Below are 20004 nucleotides of genomic sequence, written 5' to 3'. Positions count from 1 at the left end.
CCACCTCAAAGCGTACTTAGATCCTGTTCCCGGGCGAAGCCGACTATTCACGCAGACGCGATGTGGGTGAAACCGCCGGCCGCGGCACCGTGCGATGAGGTCAGCCGCCGCTGGTGGTCCACTCGTACTCGGGCTCGGGCCGGGCCGCCGGGCCACGGCCGAACAGGACGAGGACGACGGTGCCTGCCACGGCGGCGCCGGTCACCGCGCCGGCGATGCCGGCCGCCGCGGAGTACGCGTCGGGGTGGCCCGCCGACCAGCCGTAGAACGTCGCGATGACGCCCGCGGCGGCGGCTGCTGCCAGTGCCGCCTGCGTGGGCCACAGCCACGGCCGTGGTCGTGGGTCGCCGGCGACGGTGGCGATCCACCATACGAGGCCGGCGACGCCGACGCCCATGCCGATCAGGGTGAACCCGAGACCCAGGATCGAGTCCACCAGCTGGGCGAGCGCGACGACGACCGCGCCGAGGACGGTCGTGCCCGCCGCGAAGCCGGCCAGCACCCGCCGCCGGGACAGGGCCGGCAGCAGGCCCAGGACGTACAGTGCGGACCCGATCGCGACGGCGAGGGCGTACTCGGCCCAGATGTGTTTGCCGGGTGCGGTGAGCGGCGCCGGCGGCCAGGTCTTGCCGGCGTACGACAGGCCGATGCGCTGCCATGCCCCGTCCGGCTGCCGGACCGCGATGCCGTCGCGCCGGTTGGCGACGAACACGCGGTAGCCGCCGGCGACTGGCAGGATCGCGACCTCCGCGGCGCTGAGGTGTTCGCGGGGTGAGCGCAGGTCGCTGTCGCGCCGGGCGAGGAACGTGCGCCGCCCCTCCGCCACCTGCCACGACATCCGCCAGGTCCGCCCGGCGTCGGTGCTCTCCTCGACGGCGAGCCGGCCGGGCACGACCCGGTAGCACACGTCCGGCCGGTCCGGCACGCACGCGTTCGTGGCGCGCGGCGGGAGGTCCGGCGTGACGGGCGCCTTGAGGGCGGTCCAGGTCACGCCGTCGACGGTCGCCGCGGCGTCGTCGAGGTCACTGTCGCCGTCGGGCAGGCCGTGGAAGGCGTTGTACAGCATGGCCCGAACCTGCCCGTCGACGACCACGACCCGGTCCACCGCCGGGTAGTCCGGCGCGCTCGTCGCGGCGACGCCCAGCACCGCGAACGGCAGCACCACGGCGGCGCGGACACCGCGCGCGACCGGAGTGGACACCACCGGCGTCAGCGTCCGGCCCCGGACCCACCAGGCGATCCCGAGCGCGGGCAGCGCGAGCAGGTCGGTGGGGTCGGCGAGGATCGTCGACGGGCGGATCACGCTCCACGCCGCCGACGCGACATCGGCACCGCCGGGCACCGCCTTGACCGCGGCGAACGCCACGCCCACCAGTACCGTCGAACCGGCCGCCGCCCATCGCGTCGGAAGCCGGGGGACCAGCAGGCAGCACAGCGCCGCGACCAGTGCCGGGGCGAAGACCAGACCGGCGACGTCGCTGAGCTTGCCGGTCACCACGCCCGGCGCGGCCGCCTTGAGGAGGTGGTCGTTCACCAGCAGCACGAGCACCGCGACGGCGGACACGGGATGTGTCAGCCACGCCAGCGTCACCGAAACGTTCCTCATGGGCGATCAGACGCGATCCGCGCGCCGGTCGTTCCCACCGGTCCCAGGACCGCGAACCGCAGGCCACCACCCGACAACAGCCTCACCACCCCGCGCATCGATCGGCCCGGCCACCATGGACGCCACCAGCGCCCATTGTGGGTCCGTCCCGGGGGATTCGAGGGCCCCGGCGCGGGAATGGGGTCGCACTCACAGTGTCGACGACCCAGCCGCTCCCCGGAACCTCTGACGTTCTACGACACCACGCTGTCAGGGCAGCGAAGTCGCCCCACATGGGCAGGGGAACGCATCGTTCGCGGTGATCCGGCGGGGCCGTAACGTCGGCCCCATGAGGCGCGTGCTTGCCGCGGTCGTGGCGGTGATCGTGGTGGTCGCGCCGACCACCGCCTGCTCCGGCCGGAAGAAGCCGGCACCGCCGGCGGCGCAGGTGAGCGCTCAGGTCAAGGCCGGGGCGGTGACCACCCTGTCGGTCGCCGACGTGCAGGTGGTGCTGCCCGACGGCGCGGCCAAGGACGGGGTCGTCGCGAAGCTCGCGGTCGGCGGCGAGGCGCCGGCGGCGCCGGACGGGATGACGGTCGCCGGACCGGCTGGGGCTGCCTGCCGGGCATCATGAAGGCGCAGCTGAAGGACGTGAAGGTCTTCGCCGCCGGGGTGCTGCTGAACATGGTCGGCACGGCCGTCGGGCTGATCCTCACCGGCATCAACCTGCTGGTCACCGGCCTGCGAGAGCTGTGGGACCAGCTCGCCGGCTTCGGCGGCAAGAGCGATCCGGTGTACGACGTCGTCATCCGCCTCAAGGCTGCCACCGTCGCCGACGCCGACCTGCGCGCCAACAACTGCCCCGGCTGCCGCGTCAAGGGCCAGTTCGCGACCCGGCAGCACGTCCTTGTCGGCGGTCGGTCACCAGGCCAGGGGGAGTGTCGACAGGTGCTGGGACAGGGCGGCGGCGAGGACCTGGTGGTCGTGCCGCGACGGGTGCCAGTCGCAGCCCAGCAGGTCCAGGCCCAGGGCGGTGTTGTCGTAGTACAGCGCCGAGACCCGGGCGTCGCCGGCGCTGTTGCGGGCCTGGACGATCTGCTGGATCGAGTCGGCGAACGCCGTCGTCATGTACGTCAGGTCCGGGTATGCGAGCACGATGTGCGTACTCGTGCCGTACCGGGTGCGCAGCCTGTCGATGAAGGTCTGGTAGGCCGCGCGGTAGTCGGCAGCGAGCGCGGCGGTCGTCGACCACTTCTCGCCGGAGGTCAGTGCCGTGGAGAAGTCGTTGATGCCCAGGCCGACCACCACGACCTGCGGCCGCCACGTGCTCGGCACCGGCCACACACCGCTGTTGTACAGCGCCTGCAGGTCCTTGTCGTAGTAGCTCGCCGGGAAGTTGTACGCGATGTTCTGGCCGCCGTAGTTGCGGACCATGCCCATGCCGGACCAGGCGATGATCTGGTAATCGGCATTGAGGCCCTTCGCGGTCAGCGCACCGAACGACGCGTCGGCGTTGGAGTTGCGGGTCACGCCGCCGTTGCCGGCGCAGTCGCGGGTCGTCGACATGTTGCCGTAGCCGGCGGTCCACGAGTCGCCGATGAACTCGATCTGGCGGCTGCGCCGGCCGGCCTTCGCCAGGATCGCGCCGCCGGTGTCGGCGACCAGTCCGCCGAACTCGCCCGCGGCCCACGGGCTCTCGGTCCGCTTCGCCAGCCGCACGGTGTGCTCGCCGCCCGGCAGGCCGCGCACCCAGTACGTGGTCCGGCCCGGCGTCACCAGGTTCGCCACGGTGGTGCCGTCGACCTGCACGACGTAGTCGTTGTCGGCGTCGTTGAGCGCCAGGCCGACGCCGGTGCCGCGGAACCGGCCCTCGAAGTACGTGCCGGGCCAGGTGAACTGCGCGGCGGTCCCGGCCGCTCGGACCCGGCCCACGGTGCTGACCTGGTCCAGTACGGTCCCCGCCGGGCCACTGCCGGAGGCGGTCGGTGATGCCGTGCTTCCGGTACAGGCGACGCCGTTGAGCGCGAAGGTCCCCGGCACCGGGTTGGACGCGTTGTTCCAGGTGCCGCCGAAGCCGAAGTTCGTGGTGGCACCGGTGCCGAGGGCGGCGTTCCACGCGGCGTTGGTGACCGTCACCGTGGACCCCGACTGGCTCACCGTGCCGTTCCACAGCTGCGTGACGGTCTGCCCGGCGGCGAACGACCAGGTCAGCCGCCAGCTGGTGACGGGATCGCCGAGGTTGGTGACGTCCACGCTCGCGCCGAAGCCGCCCTGCCACTGACTCGTCACGGTGTACTTGACGCGGCATCCGGCGGCGGCATGCGCGGCCAGCGTCGTCGCGAGCACCCCGGTCGACCCGACGATGACCGTGGCGGCCGTGACGATCGTCGTACGGGACCACATCCGCGCTGATCGCATGAGCGCTCCTCCTCGATGACTGTCGATGCGCTTCGAATGCTGCCCCGATGCCGCCGGCCGCGCACGCCGCCGCGACCGGATCATGCATCCGGACGGCGTCCAGCAGCGGCGACGCGGCCCGCCGCCGGGAAACGTTCACGGCCATACCTGCCCCGGTCGGTGCTGACCCGCGACTGGACCCGATAGACCTGCACGTGGACGCGGCCTACGCTGCCGGTGCTTGGAGCTTGCTAAACCTCGCGGTCATGGCGGTAGGCGGAACCCGCAGGGGTAAAGGTGAACGTGTCGGCGAAGGCGCCGGTGCCGTACCGGACCGCCACGAGGACGGGCTGCGCCTCGGGCTGCGGCTGAGGCGCGTTCCAGTCGTAGGTGCTTGCGAAGTGCAGGCAGACCAAGCCTCTGGCGCCGGACGCGGCGGCATAGGCGAGGGTCTTGGCGTAACGCGGGTTGCTGCCGCCGAACAGGACGGACGGTGGCCCGAGCTCGGCGACGATCTCATCGAGTTGCCGGTCCCGGCCACTCCATCGATCAGTCTCAGCGCTCAGCCGCTGGTGTTCGTCGTCGGGCAGGGTCCGATCCACGGTCAGCCAGCCGAGTCGCCACGCTATGTCGGCGTAGACAGAGGCTACCGCCGCACCGTCGTCCTGGTAGCTGGGCAGGATCGCCGTGAACGCCCCGTGCACACCAAGCGGGTTGAACGCACCTCGGACCCGAAGGTCATCGTGTTCCTGCCGCCACAGCTCGTCTGTCCCGTCGACAAAGGCGACGTCGTCCATGAGCAAGCGGATGGACAGCTCCCGACCCCACATGCCCGGGCGGCGCAACGCTTGGTTGAGGCGGTCCAGGTGGTAGCGCCGAACCTCGTCCAGACTGGGCGCACGGCGGATGTCAGGGGCCACGCGAGGATCGTTCCAGGTCCCCAGCGCCTCATCGCCGTCGGACTGCCCACATCGTCAACGTGAACTGGACCGACCTGAGACCCGGCCCACCGCCGGGGCGGGCGCCTCGAGGTGAGGCGCCCGCCCGGTAGTCGCGTTTATACGGTGCAGGTCAGCGTGGGCACGGCGTTCGTGCCGTTCCAGGTGCCGGTGAAGCCGAACGAGGTCGTGCCGTTGGCCGGGACGCTGCCGTTGTACGACACGTTCGTCACGGTGACGGCCGAGCCGGACGTGCTCAGGGTGCCGTTCCAGAGCTGTGTGATCGTCTGGCCGTTGGCGAACGTCCACCTGACCGTCCACCGTGAGATGGCGGCATTCCCGGCGCGCACCGTGACCGAGGCCTGGAATCCGCCCTGCCACGAGCTGGTGACCGCGTACGTCGCGGAGCAGGCGCCGCCCGCCGGAGGGGGAGAGGTCGGCGGCTGCGACGTGCCGCCGCCCGGGGTGGTCGGCGGTGGGGTGGTCGGGTTGGTCCCGCCGTCCGGGGCGACCGCCCGGCCGGTCTGCGGGGAGATCATGCCCGCGCAGAGGTTGCGCGCCGCCAGGCCCTGGGCGATGCGCGGGATGGCGGCGACCGTGTTGGCCGGCCAGTCGTGCATGAGGATGATCTGGCCGTTGGTGAGCCGCCCGGCGGCCTGGACGATCGCGTCGACGCTGGCGTTGTTCCAGTCCTGCGAGTCGACGTCCCAGATGATCTGGGTCAGGCCGTAGCGCGACAGGACCGACTGCACGGTGGCGTTGGTCTCGCCGTACGGCGGCCGGAAGAGCTTCGGGGTGCCGCCGCCGGCGTTGGCGATGGCCTGCTGGGTGCGGGACACCTCCGAGTCGATCTGGGCCTGGCTCTGCTGGGTCAGGTGCGGATGGGTGTAGCTGTGGTTGCCGACCCACATGCCGGCGTCGACCTGCGCGCGGACCTGGGCCGGGTACTGGGCGGCGAACTGACCCTCGTTGAACATCGTGGCCCGCAGCCCGTTCTGGCGCAGGGCGTTGAGCAGGTTGCCGGTGTTGGTGCCCGGGCCGTCGTCGAACGTGAGTCCGACGTACCCGTTACAGGTCGCGGCGTTCGCCGGGGTGGCGGCCCAGGCGACGAACGTGGAGAGGGCCGCGGCCGCCGAGACGGCGACAGCGGTGGCGAGCAGACGGCTACGCGTGTTCATGGTGCGCGCGTTCCTCCTCATGTGGGCAGCGTGCGACGAACCGGTCGGCGTCCGGCTTTGACAGGTGTCGATGGCGCCAGTATTGGGCGACCTTCACGGCGGTGTCAAAGCTTTCGAAAAGCGCGGCGTCGACCGTGCCGGCTTCGCACGGGAACCGGTGACGGTCGCGGTGTACCTTTCCTGGCGCCATGGGGGGTAACGGGGGGACGGGCCGCGCGCCGGCGTGAGCGCTCAGCCGCGCACCGCCGGTTCGAGCAGCGACAGTGTCCGCTGCTGCGCATCGAGACCGACACGGATGCCGACCGGCATCGGCAGGTTCGGGCCGGCGTGTCCGAACTCGACGTTGCCGAGCACCGGGATGTCACGGTCGCCGAGCACGTCGAGGACGATCTCGGACAGCGTCGGGGACGCCTCGGGCGAGTCGAGTCCGGCGATCTCGCGCGGAACGCCCACGACCATGCCGGAGATCCGATCGAGGATGCCGCCGTGCCGCATCACCTGCAGATAGCTCCACACGTGCGACGCCTGGCCGCCCATCTCCTCCCAGAACAACACGGCACCGTCGAACCGGTCGAGCGGCACCGCGAAGCGCGTCGCCTGTACCAGCGCGATGCGGTTGATCACCCCACCGATCAGCGGGCCTTCGACCCGCCCGGCGCGCCAGCACTCCCACGACGAACTCGCAGGCAGCGGACCGATCGCCGCGGTGTCGGTCAGCAGCCTCGAGTACAGCTTCTCGAGCTCCGCCCGGCGGGTCGCCGGCGCCGTCTGCCAGTTGCCGCCGAAGCCGGGCACGGCCATGTCGGCATGGAACCCGACCAGGCCCGTGCGCGAGTACAGCACCAGATGCAGCAAGGAGATGTCGCTGTAGCCGAGGATCGGCTTCGGATCGGCCCTGATCGCCTCGATGTCGATCAGGTCGAGGTAGCCGAACGCCGTCTGGCCGCCGTCACTCGCGATGATCGCACGAACCTCAGGATCACGGAGAAGGCCGTTGAGCTCCGCGGCGATCTCCGCCGGCGTCGCCGCGCTCCACCACCGGTGCCGCCCGGCTTCCAGCAGCGGGGCCCGGCGCACGCGGAACCCCATCCGCTCGAGCACGACCTCCGTCTGCGCGACGTTGCGCTCGTACGTCGCGGGCAGCGGCCCGGACAGCGAAGCGATGACGACGAGATCGCCGGGTCTCAGCGCACGAGGCCGGAGCGGCTGAGGCGATGCGGAGCCGGTCACCGATGCAGTATCCGCATCCGCACCACAACCCGCGACACGTTTCCAGGCTCTGGCTCACTTTCGGTGAAGTCGTGACTCGCAGCGACGTTCGTCCATGATCTTCGGGTGCTCGATGCGAGCTCCGTAGATCCTCGGCCGGTTGAGGGTAGGCAGACCGGTACGCGCTCCTGCGAGCTGGGGACCTCTTGACGGGTCACAGACCGATGGCTGCGGCCGCGAGACCGTACCGCCGAGCTTCGTCCTGCAGGTCGACTCCCTCGCCTCCGGACAAAACGCGCTCGTTCGTCGTGGCCATCCGGAACAGCAGTGCGCGCGCTACCGCCGCTGCCGATACATCCACCGTCTCCCACAGAGACGATGGTGCGTCGTGCCAGCAGAGCGCATCAGCCACCACGATCCCGTCGGCGTACGCGGGCGCCCGCCAGTAGGGCGAGATGTCGATGATGGCCGGAGGGAGCCCCGGAGCGAACAAGACGTTCTTCGTCAGGTCCGCGTGCACGAGCTGCGGGCGCCCCAACGGCCGCAGTGCGTCCTCCAGCCGTCGTGCCAGGGCGGCGAACTCCGGTACGAACCGGATAGCCCGTTCTGCCCAGGCCGCTCTGTCCGCTTGTGCCCACCAGTCCCGTCGCGTATCGAGAAAGACCGGCCGGCCGAGATGGGCAACCGCCCGGTGAAACGCCTGGCCGGCCGTGAGGATCTCCTGCCACGTCGATACCGCGGTGTAGTCCGGTTCGCCACCCTGGACCCATCGCGTGGCCGACCACCCCTGCACGCTCCACGCGCCGTCACGGGTACGGACCGGCGCCGCAAGCCGGAAACCTTCACATGTGACGTCGGTGAACGCATCGCCCAGCCATTCGTGCAGGGCACCCCCGTCCGGCTTGAGTACCACATGGTCCGCAGCCCACGAGGTGCCTTGCCCGCCGGTCAGCCGTCGGGCAGGCCCGTCGACACCGAAGGCGTGCAGGACGGTCGATGAAGGGTGATCACGAGACACCCGGTGCACGGTAGACGCCCTCGATCGTTCTATCGACACGATTTGAGCGAGGAAGACATCCGCAGCGAGCAACCGAACCGGGCAACGGCCGCGGCGGCTCACGTGACGAGCCGCCGCGGCCGCTCACGGTGCGGCGGCTCGTGGTGAGAAGGACAGGCCGGGCGTGTTCATCGGTGCTGCCGCAGGGAGGCCAGGTAGGCGCGCCAGCCGCCGTGGGCGGTGATGTCGGGGGCGTCGGCGACGGCGACGGCTTCGCACAGGAAACCGGTGACGGTCGAGCCGTCGTCGAGGTGTACCTTCCCCAGCGCCATGGGGGAGGGCAGCGCGGCCAGGAACGGGCCGACCGCGGCGGGCGGCAGCTCCCACAGCTCGCCCTCCACGGCGGCGCCGCCGTCGAGGACGCGGACCAGGCCCGGTTTCGGCGGTTCGGTGGTCAGGCAGTGCAGCCGGTACTGCGGTGCGGTGCGGACCTGGCGGAGCAGGCGGCCCCCCGCCTCGGTGAGCTGGTGGTTGAGCGGCTGCCCGGTCAGGTGCGCGCCGACCACCATCATCGGCAGCCCCCGCCGGTGCGCGCCCGTCGGAGCCTCGCCGGCCAGCCGTGCGGCGATGTCGGCGGCGACGGCGTCGGCGAAGCCGCGGGCGACGACCTGGACGCCGAAGTTGGTGCCGCCGGCCTCACCGGCGGGCACGGCGACGGCGCTGAGGCCGAACAGGTTGCAGAAGTTGGTGTAGGTGCCGACGGTGGCGTTGACTCCGATCGGGTCGGCGGTGACCTCGGCGATCGTCGGGTGGATCGGGCTGGTCGGCAGCAGGAGCGCGTCCGCGTCGCCCCATGCGGTCATGGCCTCGCGGCGCAGGTGCGCGAGCCGTTCGGTGTCGGCGACGAGGACGTGGGCGGGGATGTCGCGGGCGGCGCCGATGATGGCCCGGACGGTCGGGTCGATGTCGTCGGGGTGCCCGTCGATGAAGGCGCCGACGGCGGCGTACCGTTCGGCGACGAACCCGCCGTTGTAGAGCAGTTTCGCCGCGGCGAGGAACGGCGCGAGCCGGATCGGCCGCAGCCGGGCGCCGTGGGTCTCCAGGGTTTTCGTGGCCTGTTCGAACGCGTCGAGCCACTGCGGTGACAGGCCGGTCAGGTCGTCGCGGTCCGGCACCGCGACGATCGGGTGTGGCGGCGCCGCGAGCGGTGCGTCCGCGGGGAGGACCGGGTCGCTCATGAGGGCGATGGCGTGCGTTCCCTCGGCGACGGTACGGGCGAAGATGGTGACGCAGTCGAAGCTGCGGCAGGCCGGCACGACCCCGTCGGTGGGGACGAGTCCCGGTGTCGGTTTGACGCCGACGATGCCCTGGAACGCGGCGGGCACGCGGCCGGAGCCGGCGGTGTCGGTGCCGACGGCCAGGTCGGCGATGCCGAGCGCGACGGCCACGGCGGAGCCGGAGCTGGACCCGCCGGAGACGCGGGCGGGGTCGCGGACGTCGCGGACCGCGCCGTACGGGCTGCGGGTGCCGACCAGGCCGGTGGCGAACTGGTCGAGGTTGGTCTTGCCGAGGATCAGCGCGCCGGCGTCGACGAGGCGCTGCACGGCGGGGGCGCTGCATTCGGGCTGGTAGGCGTAGGCGGGGCAGCCCGCCGTGGTCGGCAGGCCCGCGACGTCGATGTTGTCCTTGACCGCGACGAGGCGCCCGGCCAGCGGCAGGTGCTCGCCGGCGGCGAGCCGGGCTTCCACGGCGGCGGCGTCGGCGAGCACGTCGCGTTCGGGGCGCAGCGTGATCCATGCCTCGGGGCGTTCGCCGAGGGCGAGGCGTGTGTAGGCGGCGCGGACGCGGTCGGTCGGTTTCATGCGAGCACCACCAGTGGGCTGCCCGGAGCGACCTGGGCTCCGGGGGTGACGAGGATGTCGGTGACGGTGCCGTCCCGCGGCGCGGTGACGACGCTCTCCAGTTTCATCGCTTCCAGGGCGAGCAGCGACTGCCCGGCGGTGACCCGGTCGCCGGGGCGCACGTCGACGCGCCACACGCTGGCGACGAACGGCGCCTCCACGAGCGCGCCGCCGTCGGGTACGGACACCGCTCCGGCGGCGGGCGGCGCGGGCGGTTCGGGGCGGGGGTCGAACTCGCCCGCCGCCGCCCACGCGTCGCGTTCGGCACTGAACGCGGCGGCCTGCGTCGCCCGGAAGGCGGCGATCGAGGCGGCGTTGTCGGCCAGGAAGGCCTCATGCTCGGCGAGACGGAAGGTGCCGTCGTCGATGCGCAGCCGGTGCCGTCCAGCGGCGACGTCGGCGCGCAGGTCGAGCAGTTCCTCGGCGCCGACCGGGTACCACTGGATGCGGTCGAAGTGACGCAGCAGCCAAGGGTCGCCGGCTTCCCGCCGCCAGCGGGACCAGACCTGCACGGTACGGCCGACGAACTGGTAGCCGCCGGGGCCTTCCATGCCGTAGATGCACAGGTAGGCGCCGCCGATGCCGACGGCGTTCTCCGGGGTCCAGGTCCGGGCCGGGTTGTACTTCGTGGTGACGAGCCGGTGCCGCGGGTCGAGCGGGGTCGCGACCGGTGCGCCGAGGTACACGTCGCCGAGGCCGAGGACGAGGTAACTGGCGTCGTAGACGGTGCGGTGGACGTCGTCGACGGACGCCAGGCCGTTGACCCGGCGGATGAACTCGATGTTCCACGGGCACCACGGGGCGTCGTCGCGGACGCCGTTGATGTAGCGGGCGATGGCCTCGCGGGTGGCCGGGTCGTCCCAGGACAGCGGCAGGTGCACGGTCCGGCTGGGCACGGCCAGGTCGCGGGTGGCGGGCAGGTCGGCCTGCAGCGCGCGGACCAGGCCGAGGAGCCTGCGCACCGGCAGGCGGGCGGGGTCGGCGTGGACCTGCAGCGAGCGGATGCCGGGGGTGAGGTCGACGACGCCGTCGAGGCCCTCGGCGCGCAGCCGGTCCATCAGGGCGTGGGCGCGTAGCCGCAGGCCGAGGTCGAGGGTCATCGGGCCGTACTCGATGAGCAGGTTGTCGTCGCCGGACCGCCGGTAGGTGACGTCGTCGTCGCGGGCCAGGATGCCGTCGTCGACGGGTCGCACCAGCGGTGTGAAGTCGAGGTCGGACACGGGCACGAACCGCACGGTGTCGCCGGGGGCGAGCTGGCCGAGCTTCCATCGCTCGGCGGTGACGACGGTGGCAGGGCAGACGAACCCGCCGAGGCTGGGGCCGTCCGGGCCGAGCAGGATCGGCACGTCGCCGGTGAAGTCGACGGCGCCGACCGAGTACGGGGTGTCGTGGATGTTCGACGGGTGCAGCCCTGCCTCGCCGCCGTCGGTGCGCGCCCACCGCGGCTTCGGGCCGACCAGCCGGACGCCGGTGCGCGCGGAGTTGAAGTGCACCTGCCACTGCGCGGCGTAGAACGCGTCGATGTCCTCGCGGGTGAAGAACTCGGGGGCCGCGTGCGGCCCTTCGGTCACCTTGATCTGCCAGTCACGGCGGATCACCGGTCGCTGCGCCACCGGGACGGCGGCGGAGGTCGCGCCGGCCGGCGGTGCGGTGCGCAGGACGTCGCCCAGGCGCAGGGTCCGGCCGCCGTGCCCGCCGAACTGCCCGAGCGTGAACGTCGCCGCGCTGCCCAGGTACTGCGGGACGGCGAGCCCGCCGGCGAACAGCACGTAGGCCCGCAGCCCGCCCTCGGTCGCCCGGCCCACGTCGAGGACCGAGCCGGCGGCCACCCGTACCGGCTCCCACTGGGGCACCGGGACGCCGTCGACGGTGACGGGCATCGCGGCGCCGGTGACGCAGATCGTGGTGTCGGCGGTGAAGCGCAGCGCCGGCCCGTCGACGGTGCACTCCAGCCCGGGGGCGCCCTCGGGGTTGCCGAGCGCCGTGTTGCCGAGCCGGAACGACAGGTCGTCCATCGCCCCCGACGGTGGCACGCCGACCTCCCACAGCCCGGTGCGGCCAGGCCAGTCCTGCACGGCCGTCAGCGTGCCGGCCCGCTCCACGACGATGCGCGGCTCCGTGTCGTGCACGCCGGCGAGGGTCGCGGTCGAGTGCCGGGCGGCGAGCACGTCGCCGTTGCCGGCCGCCGCCCGCAGCAGGCCGAGGTTCGTCTCGATGCCGTCGACGCGGGTGGCAGTCAGGGCGTCGCGGAGGTTGGCGAACGCCTCGTCGCGGGTCGCCCCGGTCACGATGACCTTGGCGAGCATCGGGTCGTACGCCGTGCTCACCTCGGTGCCGGCCTCGACCCAGCCGTCGACCCGCACGCCCGCCGGGAACGCGACGTCGGTGACGAGGCCGGCGCTGGGCTGATGCTCCCGGGTCGGGTCCTCGGCGTAGACGCGGGCCTCGACGGCGGCGCCGGCACCGCCCCGGCGCGGGGTGTCCAGGACGTCGTCGTCGCCCTGGGCCAGGCGCAGCATCCACTCGACCAGGTCGACGCCGAGGACCTCCTCGGTGACCGGGTGCTCGACCTGCAGGCGCGCGTTGACCTCGAGGAACGACGCCTGTTCCCGCTCGGCGTCGTAGACGAACTCGACGGTGCCCGCCGACCGGTAGCTCACCGACGCGCACAGCGCCGCCGCCGAGTTGTGCAGCCGCTCGCGGACCGCGCCGGACAGGCCGGGCGCGGGCGCCTCCTCGATCACCTTCTGGTTGCGGCGTTGCAGGCTGCAGTCTCGGTCGCCGAGCGCGACGACGCGGCCGCGGCCGTCGCCGAAGACCTGCACCTCGACGTGGCGGGCGCGCTGCACGAAGCGTTCCAGGAAGACGCCGCCGCTGCCGAAGCTGGCCAGGGCGAGGCGTTCCACCCGGTCGAATGCGGCGGCGAGCTCGGCCGGCGTGTGGCACGCCTGCATGCCGATGCCGCCACCGCCGCCGGTCGCCTTGACCATCACCGGGTAACCGATCCGGTCGGCGGCGGCGAGTGCCTCGTCGAGACCGGCGAGCAGGCCGGTGCCCTCGATCATCGGTACGCCGGCCGCGCGGGCCAGCTCGCGTGCGGTGTGCTTGGCGCCGAACGCGGTGAGCTGCGCGGGTGTCGGCCCGACGAAGGCGAGCCCGGCCGCTTCCACGGCGGTGGCGAAGGCCGCGTCCTCGGAGAGGAACCCGTAGCCGGGGTGCACCGCACCGGCGCCGCTGGACAGCGCCGCGTCGAGCACGCGGTCCACCAGCAGGTAGCTCTGCCGGGCCGGGGCCGGGCCGAGCCGCACCGCCTGGTCGGCGAGCCGTACATGTGGAGCGCCGCGGTCCGGGTCGGAGAAGACCGCGACCGTCTTCAGGCCGAGCCGGGCGGCGGTGCGGATGATGCGGCAGGCGATCTCGCCGCGGTTGGCGACCAGAAGCGTGTCGAACACGCGGCTACTCCTCGGTGACGATCATGCGGACCGGCGTCGGGTCGAAGCCGTTGCACGGGTTGTTGATCTGCGGGCAGTTCGACACCAGCACCAGCACGTCCATCTCGGCGCGCACCGCGACCCGCAGGCCGGGCGCGGAGATGCCGTCGACGATGCCGAGACTGCCGTCCGGGTCGACCGGCACGTTCATGTACCAGTTGATGTTGCTGACCAGGTCCCGTTTGCCGAGCCCCCACCGGGCGCCCTCGATGAGGAAGTTCTCCACGCAGGCGTGCTGGTGCTTGGTGTGCTGCCCGTAGCGCAGGGTGTTCGACTCCCGGCTGCAGGCGCCGCCGACGGTGTCGTGCCGGCCGACCTCGTCGCCGACGACGGTCATCAGCGCCCGGCCCTCGTTGGAGCGCAGCACGCTCCCGGTGGTCAGGAAGATGCCGCCCTGCGCGGCGATCGTGTCCGGCGCCGAATAGCGTTCGGCCGTGTCGTCGGCGTTGTAGAGCAGGCAGTCGACGGCCTGGTTGCCGTGCAGGTCCACGATGGTCAGGACCTGGCCGCGGCGCACCACCGCCGACCAGGGCGCGCGCGCCGCGACGGTCTCGTCCAGCACGATCCGGCCGGCGGCCGGCGCCGGTGCTGCGGTGACGGTCATGCGATCCCCCGGGCGGTCAGGTAGTCCGCGGTGTTGAGCAGCGCGCGCTCGCCCTCCGGCGACCGCGACCACAGCGCGTCCGCGGGCGCGGTGGGTGCGCCGGGCCGGGCCTGCACGCGGACGGGTGTGCAGGTGTACGCCTCCCGCGGGTCGAGCGGGTGCGGCACGTTGGCCAGCAGCACGATCAGCGGCAGCTCCGCCCGCAGCTCGACCGTCGCCCCGGGCCCGGCCGACCCGAGCCAGGTGAACGTGCCGTCGTCGCCGACGCGGACCCCCTGGAAGAACGAGATGCTCGGCGGCAGGTCCCGGCGGGTCAGGCCGTGCTTGGCGGCGGCCAGGACGAACAGCTCCCGCCCGGCCGGTGTCGCGGTGTGCGGCGCGCCGCCGCCGTACCTGCCGGTGTTGCTCGCGAGTGTCGAGGTGCCGCAGAAGGTGTCCGAACGGTCCGGGGCGCCGGCCGTCACCGAGGCGAGGACCCGCCCCTGGTCGGACAGCAGCAGGTGCCCTTCGCCGACGTACGCCTGCCACAGGACCTTGACCGTGTCGGCGACGTTCAGGCGCTCCCACGGCTCGTCGGCGTTGAACAGCAGCACCGACACGCAGGCGTCGCCGTGCAGGTCGGTCAGCTGCAGCGTGGTGCCGCGGGCGAGCCGCTTGCCGGCGTAGCCACCGCCCGGGACCGTCTCGGCCCAGCTGAGGCCCTCACCGGCAGGGACGGTGGGCATGCACTCCACGACGGTGCCACCCTGGGCGCGGGCGTGCGCCCGCGCCCCAGCGGTGGTCGCGGTGCTCATGCCGTCTCTCCGGCGACGACGGGTGCGGTGAAGGCCAGCTCCGGGTGCAAGGCGGCGACCTTGGCGCGGTGGCGCAGGAACGCGGCGGCACCGGCGAGCAGGGCGGCGCCGACGAACAGCAGCGGGAAGTAGTGCAGGTACCAGTGGGCGCCGGCCGGGTCGTACACCTCCTGCCGGGGCCAGCCGAGGTTGAGGATCATGCCGATGCCGTAGACGACGGCGAGGGCGTTGACGACGATGCCGAACTTCCCGAGGGAGAACAGCTTGCCGCCGCGCTCCGTGGCGGCGGCCTCCTCGCCGGCCGGCCAGCCCTTGCTGCGCCGGATCAGCAGCGGGATCGTCACCAGGGCGTAGGCGATGTACAGCATGACGATGCAGACGCTGGTCAGGGCGGTGAACAGGGCGGCCTGGCCGATGTTGACCAGCAGGACCGCGGCCGCGCCGACCCCGACGACGATCGCCGGCCACGCCGGCGTCCCGGTGCGCGGGTTGACCTTGCTGAGCGCGCCGGAGAACGGCAGGACGCCGTCACGCGCCATCGAGAAGATCATCCGGCTGCCCGCGGTCTGGATCGCGAGGGTGCAGACCGCGACCGCGATCGCCACGTCGATCAGCAGGATCCGTCCGCCGGTCTCACCGAGGCGGCTGGTCAGCACGTACGGCAGGCCCTCGGTGGCCAGCCGGCCGTCGGTCAGGCTCGGCGCGGACATCAGCGCGACCAGCAGCATCAGGCCACCGCCGATGCCGGAGGCGGCGAGCGCCCGCAGGATCGTGCGTGGCGCGATGTGCCGCGGGTCGCGGGTCTCCTCGCTGAGCTCGCCGGCACTGTCGAAGCCGACCACCACGTACGCCGCCATGAGCGCCGACACCAGGAACGGCCCGACGTAGGACAGGCCGCTGCCCATCCCGCCGGTGTCGAATACCACGCCCGGTCCGCGCTCGATGTTGAACAGCAGCAGGATCACGACGGCCGCCACGCCGATGATCTCCAGGGTCACGCCGGCGCTGTTGACGATCGCCATGAGCCGCACGCCGATGACGTTCACCAGCGTGGTCAACGCGATCAGGATCGAGCCGAGGACGACGGCGTTGGTGGCGCCGCTGGTCGAGGTGAGCGCGGGGTCGCCGCCGACGAGCTGGAAGCCGGACCAGATCTGGGGGAGCACGACCTGCAGGGCGATCGCGGCGGCGGCGACCGTCACGATCTGCGCGACGATCATGACCCATCCGGCGAACCAGCCGACCGTGGCGTTCGACAGCCGCCGCGACCACTGGTAGATGCAGCCGGAGAGCGGGTAGCGGGCGGCGAGCTCGGCGAAGTTGAGCGCCACCATGAACTGGCCGGCGAAGACCAGCGGCCAGGTCCAGAAGAAGGCCGGGCCGCCGAAGGAGAACCCGAAGGCGAAGAGCTGGAAGACCGTCGTGAGGATCGAGACGAACGAGAACCCGGCGGCGAACGACGCGTAGCTGCCGATGCTGCGGCGCAGCTCGGGCCGGTAGCCGAAGCCACGGAGATCCGCGGCGTCGGCTCGATCGCTCGCCGGTGGTGTCGCCAGGGTGGGGGTAGTGGACAAGACCGCCTCCTCGACGCAGGCGGCAGCGGGTCTGGGGGTCCCGCCGCCCGAATACCTGTCGAGTGACAGATTTCTCGACGTGAGATCGACAGGCGTTTCTCCGTCGTAAACGTTCGGTTGCCGGACGTCTCGGCGCGGTTACGTCCCGCTCACATCGCCCCGGACCCCGGTTGCGTGCGACGATGCGAGCGTGAGCTCCGCACCTTCCGTCGGCCGTCCCCGCTCCGGAGCCCGGCGCCTGCCGGCCGGCACCGCCCGCGAGGAGATCCTCGACGCCGCGGCCGAGCTCTTCTCCGAACGCGGGTACGCCGCCACCTCGACCCGCATGATCGCCGAGATGGTCGGGGTGCGGCAGGCGTCGCTGTACTACCACTTCAGCACCAAGGAACAGATCCTCGCCGAGCTGCTCGAATCGACCGTCCGCCCGTCGCTGACCTACGCCGAGCAACTCGCCCAGCAGGCGCTGAGCCCCGCCGACGCCCTGCAGGCGCTCGTCCGGTACGACGTCGGGATCCTGCTCGGCGCGCGATGGAACGTCGGCATCCTGTACGCCCTACCGGAGATCGCGACCGAACCGTTCACCCGCTTCCGTGCCGAACGCGAGCAGCTCAGGTCCGCGTACCGCCGCCTGGTCGCCGCCGTCGCGGGCACCCCCACGGCGGACGTGACCGGCGACCTGGTCTTCGGCATGGTGGAGAGCGTCATCGGCATGCGCCGCGACCTGCCGGCCCTGCCACCGCCGGACCAGCTCGGCCAGTCGGTCGCCGACGCGGCCCTGCGCCTCGCCGGCTCCCCTCGCTGACCGGCACCCACTCAATGAGGTGCGACCTGCGGCGCAGCGACCGGGTGAACATCTTTCTGGCTGACCCCCGTGGATCACCACGACGGCCGCGGCGAGACCGACGCCGCGAAAGCCGGGTGCACTTGGGTGCCTTCGCTGTGGCAGCTACTCGGCGTTGCCGGTGAGTGGGATGCGGCGACGCCGAGCGGCTCCGGGCCGGGTGTACGCCTCCCGTACCTCGAACCGCTCCTGAGCGTCAAGGACCGCATCGGCGTACCGGGTGGCCCAGGCACCCATTGCCTGCATCGGCTCCAGCAGCGCGTTGCCCGCTTCGGTGAGCGCGTAGTCCACACGGGGTGGCACTTGCGCGGACCACGCCGAGGCAGCCGCGGCGACGGAGACCCTGATCAGCTCGATCGGCTGCACTCCGGCGCCCTGCGGCGGGCTGGCACGAGCGGCCTATCTGGAGGCGGCAGCGGCGCTTGCGATCGGGCTGTGGTGGGCAGGCCAGCGGCCGCGCACCGCGTTCCCCCTTCCGGCAGAGGCGCCGCCTCGCTGAGGTCGCAGGGCGCGGGGCCGTGTCGTCAATCGGCGGAATCGGTCTTCGCTGCCGTGCTCTTCCTGCGCGCGCCTTCGCCGGAGCGGCTTGGCTTGTCGCTGTCGTCGCTGCCGGGCGGCTCGGGGAGGCGGGACGTCGCTTCGGCGTACTTGATGAGCAGGCGGGCGAACTCCAGCCGCTCGGCTTTCGGCCAGTCGCGGGTGATGTATTCGAACGCCTGCCGGTGCTGGTGGCGGAAGTGGTCGAGCAGCGCGTTGCCTTCGTCGGTCAGCTGGATGATGGTGCGTCTGCCGTCTCGTTGTGAGGCCGCGCGCACGAGGTAGCCGTGGGTGATGCAGTCGCTGGCCATACGGCTGGCCACGGAGGGGTCGACCATGAGGTGGTCGGCGAGGTTGCCGACGGTCATCTCCCGGCCGGCAAGCTGCGCTTCCTCGACGAGGTTGAGGACCAGGTTGCGGGTGAGGTCCTTACGGCCGCTCGGCGGGTCGACCGGGGCCTGCATGGTGCGTCGCCGCATCCGGGCGAACGCCCCGCCAACCGCATCCAACAGGTCCCGTTCTCGCTGTTCGAGCGCGCTTTCGCTGGTCACCGGCATAGCCTACGCGAGGAAGTGCCGGTGAGCACATGTGTGCACTGTTGCACATAATTGCTGAACCGCATTATTCTTCGGTCCGGCACGTTGTGCGCCAGCTGCTCGAACAGTCCAGGAGACGAGGTACGGCATGGTTACCGCCATCACGAACGCGCGGGTGTTCGACGGTGAGAAGGTGCTCGAATCGGCAACGGTCGTCATCGACGGCACCCGGATCGCCGCGGTCGGCGGGGAACCGCCGGCCGCGGCAGAGATTGTCGACGCGTCCGGGGCGACGCTGCTGCCGGGCCTGATCGACGCGCACACCCACAGCTCCGATGCAGCGCTCGCCCTGGCGCTGCGGTTCGGCGTCACGACCGAGCTCGAGATGCAGGGCATGAACACGCGGCCCCACCGGTCGCGCATCGTCGGCGACGACACCCTCGCGGACGTACGCTCCGCGGGCTTCGGCATCACCCCGCCCGGCGGTCACCCCAGCGAACTGTTCCCGGACGACTTCGACTTCGGCCCTGGACCCGGCGGCGACGACCAGCACAGTGGACACGACGGACCGGTGCCGTTGATGCCGTTCGCCACCACACCGGAGGAAGCGGCCGGCTTCATTCCTCAGCTGATCGCGGCCGGCTCGGACTACATCAAGTTCATGGTCGACGACGGTTCCGTGGAAGGCCACCCCGGACTGCCGATGCTCGACCAGGCCACCCTCAACGCCGGCGTGGCCGAGGCGCGCCGGCACGGCATGCTCACCCTCGCCCACGCGCTCACGGTCGACGCGACCCGGATGGCGGTCGACGCCGGCGTCCACGGTCTCGCCCACCTGTTCATGGACCAGCCACACACCGACGACGTCATCGAACGGATCGCCACTGCCGGCGTGTTCGTCGTCCCGTGCGTCGTACTGGACGCGTCCATGATGGGCATCACCGCATCAGCGCTGGCCGACGATCCCCGCGTCGCCGCCCGCCTCGGCGAGGCCTGGACGGACCTCCTCCGCGGCAGCTACAACCGGTATCCGCAGGGCAGGCTGGAGGACGTGTTGCACTCGGTCAAGGCGCTGCACGACGCCGGCGTCGACATCCTTGTCGGAACCGACGCCGTCCCGTTCCCGCTGCCCTTCATGGCCGGAGTGGCACACGGTGCGAGCGTCCACCACGAGCTGCAGTACCTGGTCCGGGCCGGCCTCACCCCGCTCGAGGCGCTACGCGCGGCGACATCCACACCCGCTCGCCGCTTCGGACTCGACGACCGCGGGCGCATCGCCGCCGGCCTGCGCGCGGACCTGCTCCTCGTCGACGGCGACCCCACCACCCGGATCGGTGACACGCTGAACCTGCGTACGGTCTGGCGGCGCGGCACCCCCACCCGGCTCACGATCGACTGAACAAGGCCGGCGAGCCCGTGCTC

General features: G+C 72.0%; 16 protein-coding genes. 3 read left to right on the top strand and 13 right to left on the bottom strand.

From position 1 onward, the window contains the following. Positions 1-100 precede the first annotated feature (100 nt). A complete protein-coding gene (locus ACQEVZ_RS00935) occupies positions 101-1591 on the bottom strand; it encodes a hypothetical protein (RefSeq protein WP_433359899.1) in 1491 nt (496 codons plus the stop codon). A gap of 343 nt (positions 1592-1934) precedes the next feature. Here ACQEVZ_RS00935 and ACQEVZ_RS00930 point away from each other — a divergent pair, with 343 nt between their 5' ends. Further along, on the top strand, positions 1935-2219 hold the full coding sequence (locus ACQEVZ_RS00930) for a hypothetical protein (RefSeq protein WP_433359896.1): 285 nt from the start codon (positions 1935-1937) through the stop codon (positions 2217-2219). Between the two features lie 287 nt (positions 2220-2506). Here ACQEVZ_RS00930 and ACQEVZ_RS00925 read toward each other — a convergent pair whose 3' ends face one another. The 10 genes from ACQEVZ_RS00925 to ACQEVZ_RS00880 form a co-directional block, all read right to left on the bottom strand. Continuing rightward, positions 2507-4003, bottom strand: coding sequence for a cellulose binding domain-containing protein (locus ACQEVZ_RS00925; RefSeq protein ID WP_433359893.1), 1497 nt, complete (start codon positions 4001-4003; stop codon positions 2507-2509). 230 nt (positions 4004-4233) lie between these two features. Beyond that, on the bottom strand, positions 4234-4902 hold the full coding sequence (locus tag ACQEVZ_RS00920) for a hypothetical protein (RefSeq protein WP_433359890.1): 669 nt from the start codon (positions 4900-4902) through the stop codon (positions 4234-4236). 137 nt (positions 4903-5039) lie between these two features. Further along, on the bottom strand, positions 5040-6098 hold the full coding sequence (locus ACQEVZ_RS00915; RefSeq protein ID WP_433359887.1) for a polysaccharide deacetylase family protein: 1059 nt from the start codon (positions 6096-6098) through the stop codon (positions 5040-5042). A gap of 231 nt (positions 6099-6329) precedes the next feature. Continuing rightward, positions 6330-7328 carry a S66 peptidase family protein gene (locus ACQEVZ_RS00910; protein WP_433359884.1) on the bottom strand — a complete coding sequence of 333 codons (999 nt, stop codon included), beginning with the start codon at positions 7326-7328 and terminating at the stop codon, positions 6330-6332. Between the two features lie 193 nt (positions 7329-7521). Beyond that, positions 7522-8325, bottom strand: a complete 804-nt coding sequence (locus ACQEVZ_RS00905; RefSeq protein WP_433359881.1) for a hypothetical protein — start codon at positions 8323-8325, stop codon at positions 7522-7524. A gap of 167 nt (positions 8326-8492) precedes the next feature. Continuing rightward, a complete protein-coding gene (gene atzF, locus ACQEVZ_RS00900; RefSeq protein ID WP_433359878.1) occupies positions 8493-10166 on the bottom strand; it encodes an allophanate hydrolase in 1674 nt (557 codons plus the stop codon). Then, positions 10163-13657 carry a 5-oxoprolinase/urea amidolyase family protein gene (locus tag ACQEVZ_RS00895; RefSeq protein ID WP_433359875.1) on the bottom strand — a complete coding sequence of 1165 codons (3495 nt, stop codon included), beginning with the start codon at positions 13655-13657 and terminating at the stop codon, positions 10163-10165. The genes atzF and ACQEVZ_RS00895 overlap by 4 nt, the downstream gene beginning before the upstream one ends. 4 nt (positions 13658-13661) lie before the next feature. Next, positions 13662-14300, bottom strand: a complete 639-nt coding sequence (locus tag ACQEVZ_RS00890; protein WP_354900922.1) for an urea amidolyase associated protein UAAP2 — start codon at positions 14298-14300, stop codon at positions 13662-13664. Next, on the bottom strand, positions 14297-15094 hold the full coding sequence (locus ACQEVZ_RS00885) for an urea amidolyase associated protein UAAP1 (RefSeq protein WP_433359872.1): 798 nt from the start codon (positions 15092-15094) through the stop codon (positions 14297-14299). The genes ACQEVZ_RS00890 and ACQEVZ_RS00885 overlap by 4 nt, the downstream gene beginning before the upstream one ends. Then, positions 15091-16668, bottom strand: coding sequence for an amino acid permease (locus ACQEVZ_RS00880; RefSeq protein ID WP_354900918.1), 1578 nt, complete (start codon positions 16666-16668; stop codon positions 15091-15093). The genes ACQEVZ_RS00885 and ACQEVZ_RS00880 overlap by 4 nt, the downstream gene beginning before the upstream one ends. A gap of 190 nt (positions 16669-16858) precedes the next feature. On the opposite strand from ACQEVZ_RS00880, the gene ACQEVZ_RS00875 reads away from it, so the two are divergent. After that, positions 16859-17470 (top strand): TetR/AcrR family transcriptional regulator, encoded by a 612-nt coding sequence (locus ACQEVZ_RS00875; RefSeq protein WP_344513826.1) that lies wholly within the window; start codon positions 16859-16861, stop codon positions 17468-17470. Between the two features lie 144 nt (positions 17471-17614). On the opposite strand, the gene ACQEVZ_RS00870 is transcribed toward ACQEVZ_RS00875, so the two are convergent. Both ACQEVZ_RS00870 and ACQEVZ_RS00865 read right to left on the bottom strand, forming a co-directional pair. Beyond that, positions 17615-17812, bottom strand: a complete 198-nt coding sequence (locus ACQEVZ_RS00870) for a winged helix-turn-helix transcriptional regulator (RefSeq protein WP_433359867.1) — start codon at positions 17810-17812, stop codon at positions 17615-17617. A gap of 221 nt (positions 17813-18033) precedes the next feature. Next, on the bottom strand, positions 18034-18597 hold the full coding sequence (locus ACQEVZ_RS00865) for a MarR family winged helix-turn-helix transcriptional regulator (RefSeq protein ID WP_433359864.1): 564 nt from the start codon (positions 18595-18597) through the stop codon (positions 18034-18036). A gap of 133 nt (positions 18598-18730) precedes the next feature. On the opposite strand from ACQEVZ_RS00865, the gene ACQEVZ_RS00860 reads away from it, so the two are divergent. After that, positions 18731-19981, top strand: coding sequence for an amidohydrolase family protein (locus ACQEVZ_RS00860; RefSeq protein WP_433359861.1), 1251 nt, complete (start codon positions 18731-18733; stop codon positions 19979-19981). Positions 19982-20004 lie beyond the last annotated feature (23 nt).

This window comes from Dactylosporangium sp. CA-152071 (assembly GCF_050936335.1).
GTDB lineage: Bacteria > Actinomycetota > Actinomycetes > Mycobacteriales > Micromonosporaceae > Dactylosporangium > Dactylosporangium maewongense.
This window is presented reverse-complemented; position numbering and strand designations above follow the sequence as displayed.

Excerpts from the sequence above, each read along its gene's own strand:
- ACQEVZ_RS00930 (WP_433359896.1), top strand. The coding sequence starts at position 1,935 with ATGAGGCGCGTGCTTGCCGCGGTCGTGGCGGTGATCGTGGTGGTCGCG.
- ACQEVZ_RS00925 (WP_433359893.1), bottom strand. The coding sequence starts at position 4,003 with ATGCGATCAGCGCGGATGTGGTCCCGTACGACGATCGTCACGGCCGCC.
- ACQEVZ_RS00915 (WP_433359887.1), bottom strand. The coding sequence starts at position 6,098 with ATGAACACGCGTAGCCGTCTGCTCGCCACCGCTGTCGCCGTCTCGGCG.
- atzF (WP_433359878.1), bottom strand. The coding sequence starts at position 10,166 with ATGAAACCGACCGACCGCGTCCGCGCCGCCTACACACGCCTCGCCCTC.
- ACQEVZ_RS00890 (WP_354900922.1), bottom strand. The coding sequence starts at position 14,300 with ATGACCGTCACCGCAGCACCGGCGCCGGCCGCCGGCCGGATCGTGCTG.
- ACQEVZ_RS00885 (WP_433359872.1), bottom strand. The coding sequence starts at position 15,094 with ATGAGCACCGCGACCACCGCTGGGGCGCGGGCGCACGCCCGCGCCCAG.
- ACQEVZ_RS00860 (WP_433359861.1), top strand. The coding sequence starts at position 18,731 with ATGGTTACCGCCATCACGAACGCGCGGGTGTTCGACGGTGAGAAGGTG.